The following is a 15,450-nucleotide window of genomic DNA, read 5'->3' as shown; positions in this document are numbered from 1 at the left end:
TTTCACTCAACACTTTTGCTCTTTGCTTTGCGGGCTGCACATTCACGTGCCGGACAGCCGCGCTAATTAAGGTCACACAGATGGACATGCAATCCCGAATTCGCCAGCTTTTTCAGGCCAGTATCGACACCAAGCAACAGGCGATGGACGTACTTGCACCGCACATCGAGCAAGCCAGCCAGGTAATGGTCAACGCCCTGCTCAACGAAGGGAAAATGCTCTCGTGCGGCAACGGCGGCTCGGCCGGCGATGCCCAGCACTTCTCCTCGGAACTGCTCAACCGATTCGAGCGCGAGCGTCCGAGCCTGCCGGCCATCGCCCTGACCACCGACAGCTCGACCATCACCTCGATCGCCAACGACTACAGCTACAACGAAGTGTTCTCCAAGCAGATCCGTGCACTCGGCCAGCCGGGTGATGTGTTGCTGGCAATTTCGACCAGCGGTAACTCGGCGAACATTATTCAGGCGATCCAGGCCGCACATGATCGCGAAATGATTGTCGTAGCTTTGACCGGACGCGATGGCGGCGGCATGGCGTCACTGCTACTGCCCGAGGACGTCGAGATTCGCGTACCGGCCAATGTCACCGCACGTATTCAGGAAGTCCACTTGCTGGCGATCCATTGCCTTTGTGATCTGATCGACAGCCAACTGTTCGGGAGTGAAGAATGACCCCTAATCGCCTTGGCCTTCTGGCCTTGACCCTGTGCCTCGGCATTACTGGCTGCACCTCCGTGGTGAATGCCAGCCGCGAGGCACCGATCGAAGACGATCGCGGCACCCGCACCTTCGGCAGCAAGATCGACGATTCATTGATCGAAACCAAAGTCGGCGTCAACGTAGCCAAGGCCGATCCGGGCCTGGACAATGACTCGCACATCGTCGTTACCAGCTTCAACGGCATTGTGCTGCTGGCCGGCCAGACCCCGCGCGAAGACCTCAAGGCCAAGGCCGAACAGGCTGCCGCCAACGTGCAACGCGTGAAGAAGGTGCACAACGAACTGCAAGTGATTGCGCCTTCGAGCTTCCTCGCCCGCCAGAACGATTCCTGGCTGACGACCAAGATCAAGACCCAGATGCTCACCGACGCCAGCATCCCCGGCTCGCGCATCAAAGTCGTGACCGAGAACGGTATCGTTTATCTGCTCGGCCTGCTGACCAAGCAGGAAGCGGCCCAGGCCACCAATCTGGTACAGGGTGTGTCCGGCGTGCAGAAGATTGTGAAGTTGTTCGAATACATCGACTGAGTACGATCTGCCCTCGGTGGCACTTACGAAAGCGTTATCGCGAGCAGGCTCGCTCCCACGGGCACAAAAAAAGGCGATCCGGTTGGATCGCCTTTTTTATTACTTCACCACTTTCAGGCTTGGCCGGCCGCTTGGGCGCGGTGGTTCGCTGTCTGGTGGCGGAATATCGTCATCCTGCTCGATCTCGTCTTCGTCATCCATCGGCGACTCCAGATCGAACACCATGCCCTGACCGTTCTCCCGGGCATAGATACCCAGAATCGCAGCAATCGGCACGTACAGGCTGTGCGGGACACCACCGAAGCGACCTTCGAAGGTCACGACGTCGTTGTCCATGTGCAAGTGACGCACGGCACTCGGTGAAATATTCAGGACAATCTGCCCGTCACTGGCAAATCCCTGTGGTACCTGCACTGCCGGGTATTCGGAATTGACCAGCATGTGCGGGGTGCAATCGTTATCCACAATCCACTCGTAGAGCGCGCGGACCAGATAAGGTCGACTGGAGTTCATAGCGGCTCCTTAAGCCTTAGCGCATGTCGCGTTCGACACCAGACAGACTCGCCTGGAAAGCCTCACGCGCAAATTGACGCTCCATATAATCAAGCAGCGGCTTGGCCGGCCGCGGCAGTTCTATACCCAGAATCGGCAAACGCCAGAGTATTGGCAATAGGCAGCAATCCACCAGACTTTGTTCCTCACTGAGGAAAAACGGCTTGTCGGCGAACAGCGGCGACACGCCAGTCAGGCTTTCGCGCAATTCCTTTCGCGCCACCACGCGCGCAGCCTCCTTGGTGCGTGGATCCAGAATCAGATCCACCAGACCACACCAGTCACGCTGGATACGGTGTATCAACAGACGGCTGTTGGCACGCGCCACCGGGTACACCGGCATCAATGGCGGATGCGGGTAACGCTCATCCAGGTACTCCATCACCACGGTCGACTCCCACAACGCCAGGTCACGATCGACCAGTGTCGGGAGACTGCCGTAAGGGTTCACCTCAATCAGTTTAGGCGGCTGACGACCAGCCTCCACAAAAATGATTTCGGCGCTGACACCCTTCTCTGCAAGCACGATGCGCACTCGGTGGGAATAGTGGTCGGCGGGGTCGGAGTAACAGGCCAACCGATTGGTCACGCCCATGGCGATCCTCCTCGCTTGTTGAAATAGTCGGAGCCGGAAAAACGCGCGCGCCCAGAGGGCGCCTCCCGCAAAACCTGGCTGACCAGGCCTTGCGTTTTCAGAGGCGCCCTTGGGCGCGCGCGATTAACAGCAATTGCTTGAAGCGTATCAGTGCACGTCTTTCCAGTATTCACGCTTGAGCAGGTAGGCGAACACAAAGAAGAACGCCAGGTACAGCAAGACGTAAGTACCGATGCGCTGATGTTGCAGCTTAACCGGGTTAGCCGAGTAAGCCAGGAAGGTTACCAGATTCTTGACCTTCTCATCGAACTGCTCTTCGTTCAGGGTGCCGGTTTTCGGCACGATGGTCAGCTGATCGCAGGCCTCATGGGTCAAAGGCGTACCAGTCAGAGGATCGTACTGCTTCTTGCCATCCTCGACGATCTGCACCTGTTTGCAACCCACGACCTGACGACCTTGCAGGCCGACCAGCACGTTAGGCATGCCGACGTTCGGGAAGACCTTGTTGTTCACGCCCCATGGACGCGCCGGATCTTCATAGAACGAACGCAGATAACCATACAGCCAGTCGGTACCACGAACACGCGCCACCAGGGTCAGGTCCGGCGGCGCCGCACCGAACCAGGTCTTGGCGTCGGCCGGCTGCATGCCGATGTTCATGTGATCGCCGATCTTGGCACCGGTGAACACCAGTTTCTCCAGCATCATTTCGTGCGGAACGCCGAGGTCATCGGCAACACGCTCGTAACGCTGGAACTTGGCGCTGTGGCAACCCATGCAATAGTTGGCAAAGGTACGCGCGCCATCCTGCAGGGCGGCCTTGTCGGAAACGTCAATGTCGACTTTTTCCAGTTCCGGACCACCGTGTTCCGCAGCAAAGGACAGCACAGGCAGAGCAGCAAAAATCAGAGCAAAAAATAACTTTTTCATCAGCCAGTCACCCTTTCCGGAACCGGTTTGGTCTTCTCGAGCCTGGTGTAGAACGGCATCAGAATGAAGTAGGCGAAGTACAGGAAGGTGCAGATCTGCGACACCAGCGTGCGCTCCGGCGTCGGAGCCAGAACCCCCAGAATGCCGAGGATCACGAAGGAAATGCAGAACACCACTAGCCAGATTTTGCTCATCCAGCCTTTGTAGCGCATCGACTTGACGGGACTGCGGTCGAGCCACGGCAGAACGAACAGCACCGCGATGGCCGCTCCCATGGCGATAACGCCCATGAGTTTGTCAGGAACCGCACGCAAGATTGCGTAGAACGGTGTGAAGTACCAGACCGGTGCAATGTGCTCTGGCGTCTTGAACGGGTTGGCTTGCTCGAAGTTTGGTTTTTCGAGGAAGTAGCCGCCCATTTCCGGGAAGAAGAACACAATGAAGCAGAAGATGAACAGGAACACCACAACACCGACAATGTCCTTCACGGTGTAGTACGGGTGGAAGGCAATGCCATCCAGCGGGATACCGTTTTCATCTTTGTGCTTCTTGATGTCCACGCCATCCGGGTTGTTCGAACCCACTTCGTGCAACGCCAGAATGTGCAGCACCACCAGACCGAGAATCACGATCGGCAAGGCCACCACGTGCAGGGCGAAGAAGCGGTTCAGGGTGATCCCGGAAATCAGGTAGTCACCACGGATCCACTGAGTCAGGTCGTTGCCGATGACCGGAATCGCACCGAACAGCGAGATAATCACCTGGGCGCCCCAGTAGGACATCTGACCCCATGGCAGCAGGTAACCCATGAAGGCTTCAGCCATCAGCGCCAGGTAGATCAGCATGCCGAACACCCACACCAGCTCACGCGGCTTCTGGTACGAACCGTAAAGCAGGCCACGGAACATGTGCAGATAGACCACGATGAAGAACGCCGAAGCGCCGGTGGAGTGGAGCAAACGCAGGATCGAGCCGTACTCGACGTCGCGCATGATGTATTCGACGGAGGCGAACGCCTCTTCCGCCGACGGGGTATAGCTCATGGTCAGCCAGACACCGGTGACGATCTGGTTGACCAGAACGAGCAGTGCCAGCGAGCCGAAGAAGTAGAAGAAGTTGAAGTTTTTTGGCGCGTAATACTTGCTGAGATGGTCTTCCCACATTTTGGTGGCGGGGAAGCGCGCATCAACCCAATCCATGAACTTGCTCATCACGCTTTCTCCGTATCGACGCCAATGACAATCAGGTCATCGGTCTCATAGGAATGCGGGGGTACTGGCAGGTTCAAAGGCGCAGGTTGCGACTTGTAGACGCGGCCAGCCAGATCGTAGTGGGAACCGTGGCAAGGGCAGAAATAGCCGCCTACCCAGTCTTTGCCCAGATCCGCGGGTGCCACTTCGGGACGGAAGGTTGGTGAGCAACCCAGGTGAGTGCAGATCCCGATCAGCAGCAGGATTTCCGGCTTGATCGAACGCACTTCAGGGTCGACATAGGTGGGTTGCGTGGAGTTTTTGGAGGTCGGATCGGAGAGCTGGCCCTCGATCTTCTTGAGATTCCCCAGGATTTCCGCAGTACGGCGAACAATGAATACCGGCTGGCCGCGCCATTCAGCAATCATCTGCTGTCCGGGCTCGATCTTGCTGACATTCACTTTCACCGGTGCGCCGGCAGCCTTCGCCTTGGCACTGGGAAACCATGACCCCACGAACGGGACCGCAGCCCCCACCGCTCCTGCAGCACCCACCACGGATGTGGCCGCTACCAAGAAGCGACGCCGGCCTGCATTCACGCCGTCATTGCTCATTCAGTCCTCTCCCATCAGCTTTGTGGCCTGTTAAATCAGGCATCTACTAAATATGAAACAATGTACTTATAAAAATTTTGCCGAATGGTAATGAAAACCCCCAATTCTGACAAGGTAATTACCCGGAGGGCTGGCCCTCAAGCCTTGTAGTATAGGGGGTCTACGAATGTGGCAAGTTGTCACAGCGCAATTATTCGAGAAATCGCACGCATAAAAAAACGCCCGGTTCCGTGAGGAATCGGGCGTTCTTTTTGAACGTGGAAGCGGAATTAACGCTTCGAGTACTGCGGACGCTTACGCGCTTTACGCAGACCAACTTTCTTACGTTCAACTTCACGGGCGTCGCGGGTAACGAAGCCAGCTTTGCGCAGAGCGCTACGCAGGGTTTCGTCGTAGTCCATCAGAGCGCGAGTGATACCGTGGCGGATTGCGCCAGCCTGACCACTTACACCACCGCCGATCACGGTGACGTAGATGTCGAACTTCTCGACAGTCTCGGTCAGCTCCAGCGGCTGACGAACTACCATGCGGGCAGTTTCGCGGCCGAAGAAGGTTTCCAGCGAACGGTTGTTGATGGAGATGTTACCAGTACCCGGACGCAGGAAAACGCGTGCGGTTGCGGTCTTGCGACGGCCAGTGCCGTAATTTTGAGTCGCCGACATAATGAACTATTCCGTTAAATCTTCAGTTCTTGGGGCTGCTGAGCAGTATGAGGGTGTGCAGCGCCCGCATAGACTTTCAGCTTACGGTACATGTCGCGACCCAGCGGGTTCTTAGGCAGCATGCCTTTAACCGCGGTCTCGATCACGCGCTCAGGGGCCTTGGCGATCAGTTTTTCAAAGTTGATCGACTTGATACCGCCCGGGAAACCGGAGTGGGAGTAGTACATTTTGTCAGTGGTTTTAGCACCGGTTACACGAACTTGCTCGGCGTTGATCACGACGATGTAGTCGCCGGTGTCAACGTGAGGAGTGTACTCAGGCTTGTGCTTGCCACGCAGACGGCTCGCGATTTCGGTGGCCAGACGACCCAGGGTCTGACCAGCAGCGTCGACGACAAACCAGTCGCGCTTTACTGTTTCCGGTTTAGCAGTAAAAGTTTTCATTCTTTATAGCCTCAGGGGCCGCCTGTAAATAAGACGGCGGATCTTACTGAATAGTGCGTACTTTGACAAGTCAAAGGCAGCCGGATACAGACGCTTTCGGGGGCTCGGGTCGGCGCGTCCGTTCAACGGCAAGATTCTTCGGCGGCGGGGCATCACTTCCACTGCAGAAAGAGGTCGGCAATTATGCAGATTGCGAAAAAAATTTCAACCTGCTTTTATGCTTGTTTTGCCCAAGGAGCACCCGATGGACTATCGCCAGCTAGGCCGTACCGACCTGAACGTGAGTGCAATCTGCCTCGGCACCATGACCTGGGGCGAGCAAAACACTGAAGCTGAAGCCTTCGCCCAGATCGAGCGGGCCAAGGGCGCCGGGATCAATTTCATCGACACCGCCGAGATGTACCCGGTGCCGCCGAAAGCCGAAACCTACGCCACCACCGAGCGCTACATCGGCAATTATTTCAAGAGCCGCGGCGACCGCGGCGACTGGATCCTCGCCAGCAAGATCGCCGGCCCCGGCAACACCATCGATTACATCCGCGACAAAAACCTGCGTCACAACCGCCAGCACATCAGCGAAGCCGTGGATGCCAGCCTCAAGCGCCTGCAGACCGATTACATCGACCTGTATCAACTGCACTGGCCGGAGCGCAGCACCAACTTTTTCGGACAACTGGGCTACAAGCACAAGATCGAAGCCAACCTCACCCCGCTCGAAGACACCCTCGAAGCCCTCGATGAGCAAGTGAAGGCCGGCAAGATCCGCCACATCGGTCTGTCCAACGAAACCCCGTGGGGCACCATGCGCTTCCTCGCCCTGGCCGAAGCCCGTGGCTGGCCGCGCGCGGTATCGATCCAGAACCCGTACAACCTGCTCAACCGCAGCTTCGAAGTCGGTCTGGCCGAGATCGCCATTCGCGAACAGTGCGGCCTGCTCGCCTATTCGCCGCTGGCATTCGGTTTCCTGTCGGGCAAGTACGAAGGTGGCGCCCGTCCACCAAAAGGTCGCCTGAGCCTCTACAGCCGCTTCAGCCGCTACTTCAACGCACAATCGGAAGCGGCGTGCAGCCGTTACGTGGCACTCGCCCGGGAGCATGGCCTGGATCCGGCGCAAATGGCGTTGGCCTTCGTCAATCGGCAACCGTTCGTCACCAGCAACATCATCGGGGCGACAACGCTGGAGCAACTGGACAGCAACATTGCCAGTTTCTATCTGAATCTTTCAGACGAAGTGCTTGAAGGGATTGAAGCGATTCACAAGGACCATCCGAACCCGGCTCCTTGATTGGCAGAAAAAACGCTTTCGCGAGCAAGCTCGCTCCCCACAGGCATGGTGATCACCTGTGGGAGCGAGCTTGCTCGCGAAGGGGCCAGTCAATTCACTGCAAAATTCAAAGCGACCGCGCAATAATCTCTTTCATGATTTCATTGGTACCGGCATAGATCCGCTGCACCCGCGCATCCGCCCACGCCCGGGCCACCGGGTACTCCCACATGAAGCCGTAGCCACCATGCAACTGCACGCACTCGTCGAGCACCTTGCATTGCAGGTCGGTGCCCCAATACTTAGCCATCGCGGCAGTCGGTACGTCGAGCTTGCCTTGCAGGTGCAGCTCCAGGCAGCGATCAACGAACACCCGGCCGATCTGAATCTCGGTGGCCATCTCCGCCAGTTTGAAGCGCGTGTTCTGGAAGTCGGCAATCGCCTTGCCGAACGCCTTGCGGTCACGGGTGTAATCCAGCGTCCATTGCAGTGCTGCCTCGGCTGAAGCCAACCCGCCAATCGCCACCGTCAGCCGCTCCTGCGGCAGTTCCTGCATCAGATAGGCAAAACCGGCACCGGCCTGACCCAACAGGTTTTCCTTCGGCACTCGCACGTCCTGGAAGAACAACTCCGACGTGTCCTGGGCCTTCATTCCGACCTTCTCCAGGCGCTTGCCCTTGTCGAAGCCCGGTGTGTTCGCCTCTACCAGAAACAGACTGGTGCCCTTCGCACCCGCCTTCGGATCGGTCTTGGCCACGACGATCACCAGATCAGCCAGAAAACCGTTGGTGATGAAAGTCTTCGAGCCGTTGATCACATATTCGTCGCCATCCAGCACCGCCGTGGTCTTGACACCTTGCAGGTCGGAACCGGCACCCGGCTCGGTCATGGCGATGGCGCTGACCATCTCGCCAGACACCAGTTTCGGCAGGTATTTCTGCTTCAGCGCCTCGCTGCCGTAATGCAGGATGTACGGCGCAACGATGTCCGAATGCAGCGAGAAACCGATGCCGGTCAGGCCCAGTCGCCCCACTTCCTCGATCACCACGGCGCTGTACAGGAAGTCCGCCCCCAGCCCGCCGTATTCCTCCGGCAGATGCGAACAGAGCATCCCCGCCTCCCCCGCCTTATTCCAGAGTTTACGGTCGATGTAGCCTTGTTTTTCCCATTGCCCGTGGAACGGCACCGCCTCTTTTTCAAGGAAAGTCCGCACGCTGTCGCGGAACAATTCGTGCTCGGAGCTGAACAGGGTTCTGGGAATCATGCGTCACCTTTCGTTCTTGTTGGAGGGAACAGACCTTCAGAGACTAAGCCGCACACCCGTTACAGGACACTGGACACATCCGACAAAAAATAAGACGATCCAGCCGTCTGGTGACCACTTTCCCTTATAAAAACAAAAGTTGAATTATGTCCAAGCAAGTCTCCACGCCCTTGCGGCGCGTCAGCATCCTGGCGATCGACCGGGTTTTCGCTTCCACCCTCATGCAAGCCAAGGATTTCTTCCATCTGGCCAGCCTGCGTTACGGCAAACAACTGGGCCACGGCCTGACTCCGGCGTTCGAAACCCGCCTGGTCAGCCCCGACGGCAAACCGGTGAACAGCTTCAGTGACGTGGTCATGCCGGTGGACGGTGGCCTGGAAAACGCCGATGTCATCATCCTCCCGGCCTTCTGGGATGACTTCGACACGCTGTGCCAACGTTATCCACAGGTGCTGCCGTGGTTGCGTGAACAGCACGCCCGTGGCGCCGTGCTCTGCGGCGAGGCCACCGGGGTGTTCTGGCTGGCCGAGGCCGGTCTGCTCAACGGCAAGGAAGCGACCACCTACTGGCGCTTCTTCAATGCTTTCGCCGAGCGCTTCCCCAAGGTCTATCTCAATCAGGACAAGCACCTGACCGACGCCGACAACCTGTACTGCGCCGGCGGCACCACCTCGGCCTGCGACCTCTATATCTATCTGATCGAACGCTTCTGCGGCGCCAATGTGGCGCAAGCCGTGGCCCGCGACATTCTTTATGAAGTGCAGCGCAGCTACTCACCGGGCCGCATCGGTTTCGGCGGGCAGAAACTGCACCAGGACGTGATCATCCTGCAGATCCAGCACTGGCTCGAAGAACATTTCGCCGACAAGTTCCGCTTCGAAGACGTGGCCCGCGAGCACGGCATGAGCATTCGCAACTTCATGCGCCGCTTCCAGACCGCCACCGGTGACAAGCCGCTGCATTACCTGCAACGGCTGCGCATCGAGACCGCCAAAGGCTTGCTCTCCGGCAGCCGCAAGAGCATCAAGACCATCAGTTACGAAGTCGGCTACGACGATGCGAGCTTCTTCGCACGCCTGTTCCGCCAGCACACCGAACTGTCGCCGAACCAGTATCGACAGCAGTTCCAGCAAGCTGCCTGACAATTCGACCAGACACAAAAAAGGGCCTGCATCTGCAGGCCCTTTTTGTTTGCCGAATCCGCTTAAGGCTTGTGTGCCCGGGACAGGAACTCGTGGGATTGCATTTCCAGCAGGCGGCTGAGGGTCCGCTGGAATTCGAATGTCAGGCGCCCGCCGGTGTACAGGTCCTTCAACTCGACTTCGGCAGAAATGATCAGCTTGACGTTACGGTCGTAGAACTCGTCGACCATGTTGATGAAGCGGCGGGCGATGTCGTCGGTGGTGACGCTCATCTGCTCCACGCCACTGAGCAACACGGCGTGAAAGATCTTGCCCAGTTCGATGTAGTCGTTCTGGCTACGCGGGCCGTCGCACAGTTCGCGGAAGTCGAACCACGCCACGTCATCGCAGGTGCGCAGGGCGCGGATTTCGCGGTTCTCGATGATCAGCACATCGTTTTCTACGGCGGCCGTGCATTCAGGCGTCAGCGCACGGAAGCTCTTGCGCAGGCTTTCATGAGCGGCTTCGTCGAGCGGGAAGTGGAACAGCTCTGCCTGCTCAAGGTGACGCAGACGGTAATCGACACCGCTGTCGACGTTGACGATTTCGGTGTTCTGCTTGATCAGCGCAATGGCCGGCAGGAAGCGCGCGCGTTGCAGGCCATCCTTGTACAGACCGTCCGGCACGATGTTCGAAGTGGCGACCAGAGTCACGCCGTTCTTGAACAGTTCTTCCATCAGCGTGCCGAGGATCATGGCGTCGGTGATGTCGGAAACGAAGAATTCATCGAAGCAGATGACCCGCGATTCAGTCGCAAAACGCTTGGCGATGATGGTCAGCGGGTTTTTCTCGCCGCCGAGGGTCTTCATCTCTTCGTGCACGCGCTTCATGAAGCGGTGGAAGTGGGTACGGGTCTTTTCCTTGAATGGCAGCGCTTCAAAGAAGGTGTCCACCAGGTAAGTCTTGCCGCGACCCACGCCGCCCCAGAAGTACAGGCCCTTGACCGGCGTCTGATCCTTTTTGCCAAACAGCTTGCCCAGCAAACCCGGCTTGTTCTGCTCGGCCGCGATCAGATCGTCGTACAGGCGTTGCAAGTGACGCACGGCAGTTTCCTGCGCCGCATCATGGAAGAAGTCCGGGCGTTTCAGATCAGCTTGATATCGTTCTAGGGGCGTCATAATTCGTTAGCAAGGCAACAAAAACGGGCCGTCACTGTAGCGATGGCCCGTGGGAATGGCAATCGGCCCTTGGTCGGGCCGGCCCGTTGATTATTCCTGAACCGGTGTCAGAGCGATCCGCAAGGCCTCAATGGCCGCATCCCGCACAGCAACGTCGGCGAACGCCGGGCTGTCACCGACACACTCGCCTTCCAGCCAGACGCTGAAGCTCAGGTCTTCGTTGCGTACATCCAGCGCCTGACCCGATTGCAGTTGTTTGGTCACCTGGCCGGCGGTCTTGCCGTCGGCGAAGTTGCGCGACAGCAGCAGTTGCTCGCCATCGGCCGCCAGCAGACGGAAACGGAAGCTGCCGTCGTCTTCGCGGAAGCTGACGAAACGTGCGGCTTTCGCAGCCTTCTTCTTGGTGGTCGCGGCCACCTGAACCTGATTGACGAACGAGCGCAGGCCGACCGCTTCGCGCAGCTCATTAAGGAACGGCGTCGCCACCGCACGGGCCTTCTTGGCGCCGTGTTGCAGGATGTCTTCCAGATCCGCCGGACGCTCGATCAACTGGTGGTAACGCTCGCGGGACTCACCCAGCTCGTTGTCGAGCAACTGGAACAGACGGTTCTTCGCTTCGCCCCAACCCAGACCGCCCAGCAGCTCGCTGCGGAACTCATCGGCCTGCGCCGGGGTGGCGAACGCCTGGAACAGGGTGAACAGGTGCGAGTTGTCCGGATCTTTCGCTTCGCCCGGCGCACGGGAGTCGGTAACGATCCGCGAGATCGCGTCCTTCATATCCTTGGCGCTGGTGAACAGCGGGATGGTGTTGTCGTAGCTCTTGGACATCTTGCGACCGTCCAGGCCCGGCAACGTGGCGACGCTTTCCTCGATCAGCGCTTCGGGCATGGTGAAGAACTCCTTGCCCTGGCCAAACAGGTGGTTGAAGCGCTGGCCGATGTCGCGGGCCATTTCCACGTGCTGGATCTGGTCGCGACCGACCGGCACCTTGTGCGCGTTGAACATCAGGATGTCCGCCGCCATCAGTACCGGATAGCTGTACAGGCCCATGGTGATGCCAGCATCCGGGTCTTCGCCGGTCTCGACGTTCTTGTCCACCGAAGCCTTGTAAGCGTGGGCGCGGTTGAGCAGGCCCTTGGCGGCGACACAGGTCAGCAGCCAGGTCAGCTCGGGGATTTCCGGAATGTCGGACTGGCGGTAGAAGGTCACGCGATCCACATCCAGGCCACCGGCCAGCCAGGTCGCGGCGATTTCCAGACGCGAGCGCTGGATGCGCAGCGGGTCATCGCACTTGATCAGGGCGTGGTAGTCGGCCAGGAAGTAGAACGAATCGGCGTTCGTGTCACGGCTGGCGACGATCGCCGGGCGGATGGCACCGGCGTAGTTGCCCAGGTGCGGGGTGCCGGTGGTGGTGATGCCGGTGAGGATGCGGGTACGGTTCGTCATGGGTAATCGCTTGTCAGACTGCAATCAATTCGAGAGACGCGGCAGGATCAGATCCTTGAGATCGGTCAGCTTGCCATGAAAAAAGTGTCCGCATTCTGCCACTTTCAGCAGCTCATGGGGGCGCTGGAGTTTGTCGGACCATTCGTAGACCAGCTGCGGATCGATCACTTCGTCGGTTTCCGGCTGGATCACGGTCAGCTCACCGTGCTGCGGCAACTGATCCTGATCGCCCAGGCGCATGACCGCAGGCGCGACCATGAACAGATGCTTGAGCGCCACGCCTTGTGCCTCAAGACGACCGCCGAGACTTGCTGCAACAAATCCACCGAAGGAGAAACCAAACAGGGTCAACGGCAGATCCGGGTGCTTTTCCAGCAACCACGCGGCGGCGGCATGGGCGTCATCGACTTCACCGCTGCCCATGTCATGGGAACCTTCGCTGGCACCGACGCCACGATAGTTGAAACGCAGGGTGATCAGGCCCGCGTCACGCGCGGTGCGCTGCAGGGTCGAGACGACCTTGTTGAGCATGGTGCCGCCCTGCACCGGGTTGGGATGGCAGATCAGCGCGATGCCGCGTGGCTGCTCGTTATCCAGATACAGGGATTCAAGTTGACCCACCGGGCCATCAATCACTACAGGGGTTTCACGCATCAGCAAGGAAGGAACTCCGTGACCTCGAATCGGGTCGACTCGTCTAGCAAATTGTCTGTGCCAATCTATTGCGAGTGAATCGCGGTATACAGCGCAGGTTCGAGCCGTTAACGTAAAGCAAAGCCGTTTATAGAGGAAGGACTCGTGGAACACTCGCTCTTAGTTTGGTTGTTACCGACTCTTGCCCTGGTTGTGGGTGTCGCCATTGGTTTCCTGATCGCACGCGTTGCGCCGAATGCCGCGCCCAGCCGCACACAGCGTCAACTGGACGATATCCAGGAACGTTTCGACAGTTATCAGAATGAGGTGGTGACCCACTTCAACAGCACCGCCAATCTGGTCAAGAAACTGACCCAGAGCTACCAGGAAGTGCAGGATCACCTCGCCGAGGGCGCCAATCGTCTGGCCCTGGACGAACAGACCCGTCAGCGTCTGCTGGCCTCTTTGCACTCCGAAGCGGTTCAGGCTCCACGTGAGCGCCTGACGCCACCACGCAGCCAGGAGCCGCCGCGTGACTACGCGCCGAAGACCCCTAACTCACCTGGCATGCTGGATGAGCACTACGGTCTGAAGAAGTAATCAGCCTTCGCACCAACAAAAAGCCCCCGGACAATCACTTGTCCGGGGGCTTTTTTGTACCTGACGGTTACGGATACTGCTGAACCGTACCCGGCTGCTGTTGCTGCTGACCACCGTACTGCTGGCCCGGGATCGCCTTCAGGTTGACTTCAACGCGGCGGTTCTGCGCCCGGCCATTGACGTCACCGTTGCTGGCAACAGGATTATCCGGGCCGGCGCCACGGGCCGACAGGTTGGCACCGCTGACGCCTTGCGAAGTCAGGTAGGTCGCCACGCTCTGCGCACGACGCTGGGACAGGTCCATGTTGTGCTGACGGCTGCCGGTGCTGTCGGTGTAGCCGACGATTTCGATCTGGTTCTGGTTGAACTCCCTGAGCGAGCCCGCCAGGTTGTTCAGCGGTTGATAGAAGCTTGGCGCGATATTCGCCGAATCGGTGGCGAAGGTGATGTTGCCCGGCATGATCAGTTTGATCTGGTCACCCTGACGCTGCACTTCGACACCGGTATTGGCCATGCTGGCGCGCAGTTTCTTCTCCTGCTGGTCGGCGTAGTAACCATAACCGGCAGCGGAAGCACCGACGACGGCAGCGCCGATCAAGGCGCCCTTGCCGCGGTTGTTGTGGTCGATGGCGGCGCCGGCCAGCGCACCGGCCAGTGCACCGAGGCCGCCGTACTTGGCGGTTTTGCTCATGCCCTGGGAGCCACCGTCGGCCTGACCCTGATTGTCATAGGGGTTGGGCGAGGCGCAGCCGGACAGTACGGCTACGGCAGTAGCGACAATAATCAAACGACGCGTGGTGAACATGGAGAGCTCCTACTTTTTTGCATTCTGTGGTGCAACGGCCGTTTGGCATTGGACCTTTGCGGGCGTTGGATCATGACAATGCACAAAAATTCCGCCGGGCACTCGTGACAAAATGTTTAGGCGCGCACGAACGGATTTTCCCGCATTTCATCGCCCAGACGCGTGTCCGGGCCATGTCCGGCCACAACGGTCGCGTCCTCATCCAGTGTGTACAGCCGCTGCTTGATCGATCGCACGATGGTCGCCTGATCGCCGCCCCACAAATCCGTGCGCCCTACTCCGCGCCGGAACAATGTGTCACCGGCAATCAACAGCTTAGCCTCGGAAAACCAAAAGCTCATGGAACCGGGTGTATGCCCCGGCGTGTGCAGCGCTACGCCGCAGCCGCAGGCGAGTTCTTCATCATCGCTCAGCCAGCGATCCGGCGATGGCACCGGGGTGTAGGGCACACCGAACATCTGGCATTGCATCTCCAGGTTGTCCCACAGGAACTGATCCTCTTTATGCAGGTGCAGGGTTGCACCGGTTTTCTCTTTCATCTGACCGGAGGCGAGGAAGTGATCGAGGTGCGCGTGGGTGTGGATGATGCTCACCACCTTCAGCCCCAGGGCATCGAGACGGGCCATGATCAGATCAGGGTTACCGCCCGGGTCGACGACGATGGCTTTCTTCGTGATCGGGTCGCCGATGATCGTGCAGTTGCACTGCAAAGGACCGACGGGGAAGGTTTCACGGATCAGTATGGAACTGGGAACGGTCATGGATATGGATGGCCTGTAATAGACAAAATGCAGTGAAACGGGCTTCAGGATTCTACTCGACTCGCCGATACAGTTCGCCCGGTCAGTTATTTGACGCCATCGATCAGAAAGTAGTGGCCAGATGATGTCAAACGTAACGTTTC

The 15,450-nt window shown here is 58.6% G+C and carries 18 protein-coding genes; 5 read left to right on the top strand and 13 right to left on the bottom strand.

The window, feature by feature from the left end; genetic code table 11:
* Positions 1 to 80 precede the first annotated feature (80 nt).
* Both OQ248_RS15855 and OQ248_RS15850 read left to right on the top strand, forming a co-directional pair.
* Positions 81 to 674 (top strand): phosphoheptose isomerase, encoded by a 594-nt coding sequence (locus OQ248_RS15855; RefSeq protein ID WP_007928463.1) that lies wholly within the window; start codon positions 81 to 83, stop codon positions 672 to 674.
* Positions 671 to 1,249 (top strand): BON domain-containing protein, encoded by a 579-nt coding sequence (locus tag OQ248_RS15850; protein WP_085709343.1) that lies wholly within the window; start codon positions 671 to 673, stop codon positions 1,247 to 1,249. The genes OQ248_RS15855 and OQ248_RS15850 overlap by 4 nt, the downstream gene beginning before the upstream one ends.
* Before the next feature lie 99 nt (positions 1,250 to 1,348).
* Here the strand turns inward: OQ248_RS15850 and OQ248_RS15845 are convergent, their stop codons facing one another.
* From OQ248_RS15845 to rplM, 7 genes are all read right to left on the bottom strand, one after another.
* Positions 1,349 to 1,762 (bottom strand): ClpXP protease specificity-enhancing factor, encoded by a 414-nt coding sequence (locus tag OQ248_RS15845; protein ID WP_065261496.1) that lies wholly within the window; start codon positions 1,760 to 1,762, stop codon positions 1,349 to 1,351.
* A gap of 16 nt (positions 1,763 to 1,778) precedes the next feature.
* A complete protein-coding gene (locus OQ248_RS15840; protein ID WP_265813279.1) occupies positions 1,779 to 2,396 on the bottom strand; it encodes a glutathione S-transferase N-terminal domain-containing protein in 618 nt (205 codons plus the stop codon).
* A gap of 147 nt (positions 2,397 to 2,543) precedes the next feature.
* A complete protein-coding gene (locus tag OQ248_RS15835; protein ID WP_064383969.1) occupies positions 2,544 to 3,326 on the bottom strand; it encodes a cytochrome c1 in 783 nt (260 codons plus the stop codon).
* Positions 3,326 to 4,537 carry a cytochrome bc complex cytochrome b subunit gene (locus tag OQ248_RS15830; RefSeq protein ID WP_119427678.1) on the bottom strand — a complete coding sequence of 404 codons (1,212 nt, stop codon included), beginning with the start codon at positions 4,535 to 4,537 and terminating at the stop codon, positions 3,326 to 3,328. Before OQ248_RS15830 ends, OQ248_RS15835 begins: the two co-directional genes overlap by 1 nt.
* The gene (gene petA / locus OQ248_RS15825) at positions 4,537 to 5,130 is read right to left on the bottom strand and encodes a ubiquinol-cytochrome c reductase iron-sulfur subunit (protein WP_003228055.1); all 594 of its coding nucleotides are present in this window, start codon (positions 5,128 to 5,130) and stop codon (positions 4,537 to 4,539) included. The genes OQ248_RS15830 and petA overlap by 1 nt, the downstream gene beginning before the upstream one ends.
* Before the next feature lie 269 nt (positions 5,131 to 5,399).
* The gene (rpsI, locus tag OQ248_RS15820) at positions 5,400 to 5,792 is read right to left on the bottom strand and encodes a 30S ribosomal protein S9 (protein WP_119427677.1); all 393 of its coding nucleotides are present in this window, start codon (positions 5,790 to 5,792) and stop codon (positions 5,400 to 5,402) included.
* A 14-nt stretch (positions 5,793 to 5,806) separates the two neighbouring features.
* Positions 5,807 to 6,235, bottom strand: coding sequence for a 50S ribosomal protein L13 (rplM, locus tag OQ248_RS15815; RefSeq protein WP_007928449.1), 429 nt, complete (start codon positions 6,233 to 6,235; stop codon positions 5,807 to 5,809).
* 244 nt (positions 6,236 to 6,479) lie between these two features.
* Here rplM and OQ248_RS15810 point away from each other — a divergent pair, with 244 nt between their 5' ends.
* Positions 6,480 to 7,520 (top strand): NADP(H)-dependent aldo-keto reductase, encoded by a 1,041-nt coding sequence (locus OQ248_RS15810; protein ID WP_265813278.1) that lies wholly within the window; start codon positions 6,480 to 6,482, stop codon positions 7,518 to 7,520.
* Between the two features lie 106 nt (positions 7,521 to 7,626).
* Here the strand turns inward: OQ248_RS15810 and OQ248_RS15805 are convergent, their stop codons facing one another.
* The gene (locus OQ248_RS15805; protein ID WP_085709339.1) at positions 7,627 to 8,763 is read right to left on the bottom strand and encodes an acyl-CoA dehydrogenase family protein; all 1,137 of its coding nucleotides are present in this window, start codon (positions 8,761 to 8,763) and stop codon (positions 7,627 to 7,629) included.
* A gap of 245 nt (positions 8,764 to 9,008) precedes the next feature.
* Here OQ248_RS15805 and OQ248_RS15800 point away from each other — a divergent pair, with 245 nt between their 5' ends.
* The gene (locus OQ248_RS15800) at positions 9,009 to 9,905 is read left to right on the top strand and encodes a GlxA family transcriptional regulator (protein ID WP_170931599.1); all 897 of its coding nucleotides are present in this window, start codon (positions 9,009 to 9,011) and stop codon (positions 9,903 to 9,905) included.
* A gap of 62 nt (positions 9,906 to 9,967) precedes the next feature.
* Here the strand turns inward: OQ248_RS15800 and zapE are convergent, their stop codons facing one another.
* The 3 genes from zapE to OQ248_RS15785 all read right to left on the bottom strand — a co-directional run bounded on the left by zapE (position 9,968) and on the right by OQ248_RS15785 (position 13,162).
* A complete protein-coding gene (gene zapE / locus OQ248_RS15795) occupies positions 9,968 to 11,062 on the bottom strand; it encodes a cell division protein ZapE (protein WP_085606932.1) in 1,095 nt (364 codons plus the stop codon).
* Between the two features lie 90 nt (positions 11,063 to 11,152).
* Complete coding sequence (locus tag OQ248_RS15790; protein WP_265813277.1) at positions 11,153 to 12,508, bottom strand: tryptophan--tRNA ligase; 1,356 nt, start codon at positions 12,506 to 12,508, stop codon at positions 11,153 to 11,155.
* Positions 12,509 to 12,532: 24 nt separating this feature from the next.
* Positions 12,533 to 13,162 (bottom strand): alpha/beta fold hydrolase, encoded by a 630-nt coding sequence (locus OQ248_RS15785; protein WP_265815099.1) that lies wholly within the window; start codon positions 13,160 to 13,162, stop codon positions 12,533 to 12,535.
* A 144-nt stretch (positions 13,163 to 13,306) separates the two neighbouring features.
* On the opposite strand from OQ248_RS15785, the gene OQ248_RS15780 reads away from it, so the two are divergent.
* Positions 13,307 to 13,741: a DUF1043 family protein gene (locus OQ248_RS15780; RefSeq protein WP_114885437.1), complete on the top strand. Its 435-nt coding sequence runs from the start codon at positions 13,307 to 13,309 to the stop codon at positions 13,739 to 13,741.
* 67 nt (positions 13,742 to 13,808) lie between these two features.
* Here the strand turns inward: OQ248_RS15780 and OQ248_RS15775 are convergent, their stop codons facing one another.
* Positions 13,809 to 14,546, bottom strand: coding sequence for an OmpA family protein (locus tag OQ248_RS15775; RefSeq protein ID WP_085709335.1), 738 nt, complete (start codon positions 14,544 to 14,546; stop codon positions 13,809 to 13,811).
* A gap of 116 nt (positions 14,547 to 14,662) precedes the next feature.
* Positions 14,663 to 15,307 carry an MBL fold metallo-hydrolase gene (locus OQ248_RS15770; protein WP_265813276.1) on the bottom strand — a complete coding sequence of 215 codons (645 nt, stop codon included), beginning with the start codon at positions 15,305 to 15,307 and terminating at the stop codon, positions 14,663 to 14,665.
* Positions 15,308 to 15,450 lie beyond the last annotated feature (143 nt).

It is taken from the genome of Pseudomonas sp. COW5 (genome assembly GCF_026240005.1).
Classification (GTDB): domain Bacteria; phylum Pseudomonadota; class Gammaproteobacteria; order Pseudomonadales; family Pseudomonadaceae; genus Aquipseudomonas; species Aquipseudomonas kribbensis.
This window is presented reverse-complemented; position numbering and strand designations above follow the sequence as displayed.

Excerpts from the sequence above, each read along its gene's own strand:
- OQ248_RS15855 (WP_007928463.1), top strand. The coding sequence starts at position 81 with ATGGACATGCAATCCCGAATTCGCCAGCTTTTTCAGGCCAGTATCGAC.
- OQ248_RS15850 (WP_085709343.1), top strand. The coding sequence starts at position 671 with ATGACCCCTAATCGCCTTGGCCTTCTGGCCTTGACCCTGTGCCTCGGC.
- OQ248_RS15845 (WP_065261496.1), bottom strand. The coding sequence starts at position 1,762 with ATGAACTCCAGTCGACCTTATCTGGTCCGCGCGCTCTACGAGTGGATT.
- OQ248_RS15840 (WP_265813279.1), bottom strand. The coding sequence starts at position 2,396 with ATGGGCGTGACCAATCGGTTGGCCTGTTACTCCGACCCCGCCGACCAC.
- OQ248_RS15835 (WP_064383969.1), bottom strand. The coding sequence starts at position 3,326 with ATGAAAAAGTTATTTTTTGCTCTGATTTTTGCTGCTCTGCCTGTGCTG.
- OQ248_RS15830 (WP_119427678.1), bottom strand. The coding sequence starts at position 4,537 with ATGAGCAAGTTCATGGATTGGGTTGATGCGCGCTTCCCCGCCACCAAA.
- petA (WP_003228055.1), bottom strand. The coding sequence starts at position 5,130 with ATGAGCAATGACGGCGTGAATGCAGGCCGGCGTCGCTTCTTGGTAGCG.
- rpsI (WP_119427677.1), bottom strand. The coding sequence starts at position 5,792 with ATGTCGGCGACTCAAAATTACGGCACTGGCCGTCGCAAGACCGCAACC.
- rplM (WP_007928449.1), bottom strand. The coding sequence starts at position 6,235 with ATGAAAACTTTTACTGCTAAACCGGAAACAGTAAAGCGCGACTGGTTT.
- OQ248_RS15810 (WP_265813278.1), top strand. The coding sequence starts at position 6,480 with ATGGACTATCGCCAGCTAGGCCGTACCGACCTGAACGTGAGTGCAATC.
- OQ248_RS15805 (WP_085709339.1), bottom strand. The coding sequence starts at position 8,763 with ATGATTCCCAGAACCCTGTTCAGCTCCGAGCACGAATTGTTCCGCGAC.
- zapE (WP_085606932.1), bottom strand. The coding sequence starts at position 11,062 with ATGACGCCCCTAGAACGATATCAAGCTGATCTGAAACGCCCGGACTTC.
- OQ248_RS15790 (WP_265813277.1), bottom strand. The coding sequence starts at position 12,508 with ATGACGAACCGTACCCGCATCCTCACCGGCATCACCACCACCGGCACC.
- OQ248_RS15785 (WP_265815099.1), bottom strand. The coding sequence starts at position 13,162 with ATGCGTGAAACCCCTGTAGTGATTGATGGCCCGGTGGGTCAACTTGAA.
- OQ248_RS15775 (WP_085709335.1), bottom strand. The coding sequence starts at position 14,546 with ATGTTCACCACGCGTCGTTTGATTATTGTCGCTACTGCCGTAGCCGTA.
- OQ248_RS15770 (WP_265813276.1), bottom strand. The coding sequence starts at position 15,307 with ATGACCGTTCCCAGTTCCATACTGATCCGTGAAACCTTCCCCGTCGGT.